Source organism: Apibacter muscae, assembly GCF_007845595.1.
GTDB lineage: Bacteria > Bacteroidota > Bacteroidia > Flavobacteriales > Weeksellaceae > Apibacter > Apibacter muscae.
The window spans coordinates 1-4,236 of sequence record NZ_SELI01000025.1 but is presented as its reverse complement, the minus strand read 5'-3'; the positions used below and the strand labels follow the sequence as shown (position 1 = coordinate 4,236).

The 4,236-nt window shown below is 27.8% G+C and carries 3 protein-coding genes and 1 pseudogene; all 4 read right to left on the bottom strand.

Going from position 1 to position 4,236, the window contains the following annotated elements:
- Positions 1-729, bottom strand: a pseudogene (locus tag ETU10_RS10545) (hypothetical protein); the annotation flags it as partial.
- Positions 730-742: 13 nt separating this feature from the next.
- Complete coding sequence (locus ETU10_RS10540) at positions 743-1,729, bottom strand: hypothetical protein (RefSeq protein ID WP_146312121.1); 987 nt, start codon at positions 1,727-1,729, stop codon at positions 743-745.
- 64 nt (positions 1,730-1,793) lie between these two features.
- Complete coding sequence (locus ETU10_RS10535) at positions 1,794-2,987, bottom strand: hypothetical protein (protein WP_146312119.1); 1,194 nt, start codon at positions 2,985-2,987, stop codon at positions 1,794-1,796.
- Between the two features lie 78 nt (positions 2,988-3,065).
- Positions 3,066-4,236: TIGR02594 family protein (locus ETU10_RS10530; RefSeq protein WP_146312117.1), on the bottom strand; the 1,171-nt coding region annotated here is incomplete at its 5' end.

Sequence of the window (4,236 nt, the reverse complement as noted above, 5' to 3'; positions counted from 1 at the left end):
ATTCAGCAGTTTTTTATCCTCAGTGTAACCAAAATTAGTAACCAGATTTTCCATAAAGAAAGAATCATTGTTAATCAGCCAAGCAAATTGACTTTTATCGTCATTAAAAAGATATTTATTTCTTGAAATCATATATTGAGGAAGTCTAATTTTATATGAATTATTAGAATCTATTTGAATTAATTCCTCTAAGAAAGGAAGCTCAATGAAATAATGTTTTTTTTTATTAAAGAAATAGTTTTTAGTGTTAAAAATAAATTCATTTGTATAGGCAGGAATAAAAGTATTATCAATTTTATAAGACAATCCATATAAAATATAATTTTTATTTGTAATGTTAGAATAATACCAGTTGTAGTTACAATTTAAATTATTTTTTTCAGAAAACTTAAACACATTTTTTAATTTGAAAATGAATTCATCACTAGGAATATTTTTAAAACCATTTTGCTTAAGACCTTCATTAATTATTTGAAACGCTAATTGTAAATCAATTTCGGAATATATATAAGGATTCTCATGTTCAATTTCATCGGAATCAATATTTTTTTGTAATTCAATATGTTCTTTAATTAAATCAATATTAATCATACTTTTATTCATATTAGTAATAGAATCAGGGATAGAATTATAATTAACAAAATCAGAATTAGAATCAGATTTTTTCTTTTGACAAGAAAAAAAGATTGTATTACCAATAGCTAGTAATAATAATAAATTTTTTTTCATAAATATTATAAAATTAAGTGGTTTGACCAGTCCCAATACCACCGGTTATACCAAAGTTTACATTAATAGAGTTAGAATCCTCGTAAATATCAGATTCAGTAAGATAATCTTTTTCAGAAATAGTATAGTCATAAGGAACATAAAAACCATACAATTTTTTTAATTTGGATTTACTAGTATATTCCCCGTAAGAATCAAACCGAATGGTATTGTCTTGATTCCCCCCTAATAAAATATATAGTCTATTTTTGGTTTTACCAAATAAAAAACCCGTATGACCTTTCCATTTTGATATATGTTTATAAACTACAATACAACCGAAAATAGGTTCAGAAATTTTTTTATACAATTTAGAGTTTGAAGTTGGAGCCAGAGAAGCATCAGATTTAGCATGTTTATAAGGTTCATTCGTTATAGGGTTAATAGTTTGACCAATTGTCCAATTCATAAAAGCAGCACACCAAGGACCATTTTTTCCATCAGTAGGTTCAAAGTTATTCCCACAATATTTTAAAAACTTTTTAGCATTGGAATACATAGGCTCAATGCCTTCTTTACATCCCTTCATTTCTTTCGCTAAATTAACAGCAATATCCATCCAAGGAGCCCTACCATCCATATACTTTAGAGCATTGTCCAATTTCCCCCATAAACATTTATCAACCTGAAAAACTACAGAAGTATACTTATCAAAAGCATCCTGTTTTTCCTTATGGTTTGTTTTACCACCCGCTAAGGTTACATTATTGCCCACCAGAGGACATATATCATTTATAACATTTTTTGTACCATTGGCTTTAATATTAATTTTTCTAAAAACAAAAAAAGCCATAGAAGATAAAACAGCAATCTTTAAGTCATGAGCAACTAAGTCAGAATTAGCTAAAATATCAACATTTTCATATTTTTTTGTGAAAACATTGGCTTTAGAATAATTATCTCTACCAGTTAGCTGAATTAATCCTTTACCTCTAAAATTCCAACCATCATCACCACCCAAGATTCCTAAATCTTTTCTGTAACCATAAGCGATATTAGCTATTATTTATCTAATGAAAAAAAAATCAATGATGAGTATAGTAAGTAGCTCTAAAAAGATAATCTCTAGGTTGAGGAACATCTGATAAAGTCATATCATTAACAAACATATCTTTTTCTTTTTCCGCAAGTAAATACCAATGTTTTAGGTTAGGTAAATTGTAGTAATTATTTTTTTCAAATTCTTTTTTATATAACTTATCAAAATCTTGATAGAAAATAAATTTACCTAAAAACATTTGATTAAAACCATAAGCCTTATCGTATTTATATTGCTCACCAAATTCTAATAAGGAAGCAATGATTCTAGCTTTTTGTTCAAAGGTTAAGCCAGTAACTTTTTCTTCTAAGGTTAAATAATTAATATATTCTGCGACTAATAAAATATAATCTTCTTGATTAACACTAGGATTGGAAAGATCTTTGATTAAGTTTAAAGTGTTTAGATGAATTTTTACCTCACCATTGCAAAGCTTCGTCCATAAAAATTTACCAAATTTTTGAAGGATATCATCCGGAGGATAACTTTGATAAGTAAATCCTTGTTTCTCAAATGCCCACTTTAAAAGTTTTTTATCTTCAGTATAGCCAAAGGTTGTTACCAGATTTTCCATGAAATACTCATCGTTATTAATTAACCAAGGAAATTGGCTTTTGTCATCATTAAATAGATATTTATTTCGGGATATTAATAACTGTTGATTAAAGCGTCTTTGTTGTGCCAAATCAGGCAAATCTTTCCATAGAGTAAGCTTTACAATATTATCATTATTGTCATCTGATTGAAATGCTGATAAAGTATTTTCATATTCTTTTATTTTTGGAAATTCAATTTGGTAGTCTATTATTTGAGGTATTGAGTAAAAATCTGACAAAAATAGATTTTTCTTATTCACATAAATTCCAAAATAAAAAATAATATCGTTATTACCATAAACAATATTTCTATTACATTTATCAAGAAAATTTATATAGAATAATTCTTTTTTATTATCGTAATCAATAATTCGATTAAAAATATTTTGAATCTTATGTTTAAACTGAATTTTATCTGGTTTTTTGTAGCCATTTGATAATAAAATAGATTCAATATAAGGTTCAATTATTTGATAATCTTTTTCTGAAAATAAATAACCGTTATAATAATTATCATAACTAGGTTTACCATATTTTACTTGTTCCATTAGAATATTATAAATACTGTCATTTTTTGTAAACATTTTCTGACTATTAAATTTTGAGATTGATAAAATATTTATAAAGAAAACAAAGAAAAATTTTTTCATATTAAAACGTTTTTAGACTTCTGATTCTTTTTCTGATGGATTCCCTATATATTCCGGTAGATTGTAATCTATTTCAGTTATAGGATAATTATTTGGAATCATGTAAGCAAAATAATCAGTAATATTATATTTAGAGCATTTTAAAGCATTACCTTGATTACCACCCAAAATTACAATCTTATCGCTAACTTTTCCTGCAACAAATCCTACATGTCCTCCTCCAGATCTTTTTTTTACAGCTATAGCTCCATACACTGGCTTTCCAATGTTTTTACCTTCGCTCCATTCTGCCCATTTTAAAGCCCGAACAGTGTCATATTGATCTTGATTTTTAGAAAGTCCAGCATATCCATATTTTGTCATTACCCAATTGACAAATGCTCCACACCAAGAAATAGATTCATTTGTGGATCCATCTTTCATAGATTTTTCATATGGAGTACCATTAAAAAACTTCTGAATCTCTTTATTTGATCCAGTTTCGACTAATTTTTTAGATTCTTCTTCCCAAGCAATTTTCATCCAAGGAGCTCTGCCTTCTGTATTGAAATTTAATTGCTCATTACCCTTACAACGGATATTAAACTCAAAAACATTATTTTTTAAAATATCAAAGGCATTTTTTCTGGTTTTCCAACCATTAGGTTCAATTTCTAATTTTTCCCCTTTAGGATAACCATTGAGAAGCTTAGCTTGTAACCAAAAATATTTTTCATCATCTTCAACTAAATGCGAAACTTCATTTAGAGGCTTACCAAGAGCTTTAGAGAAATAATTTGCCCTGAATTTTATATATTTAACATTAGAACTAGAAGACCAAAGAGGCACTTTTTTGCCCCAATTAGGATCCGTCCAAAACCAACCCGCACTATCAATGGCATAATGAATATTCTTGCAAATTAAATCAGGATGAGAAATAATATTTTGATTCCCGACAGCCGTAGCATAATTCTCATAAGGACCGGGAGAGTTATAAAAGCCATTACCATCACGGGTACCGGTCAGCTGATGAAATCCACGACCTTTGTATATGGATTTACTGGAATTAAAACTACTAATTTCTTCCCCCAATGATTTAAATCTAGTTTCCGCATAACCTAACGCTAAAAAAACAATTTTTTGCATACAAGAATTAATACCATATTTGGTAAAAGCCAAGTTAAATTCATTTACAGATCTAGCC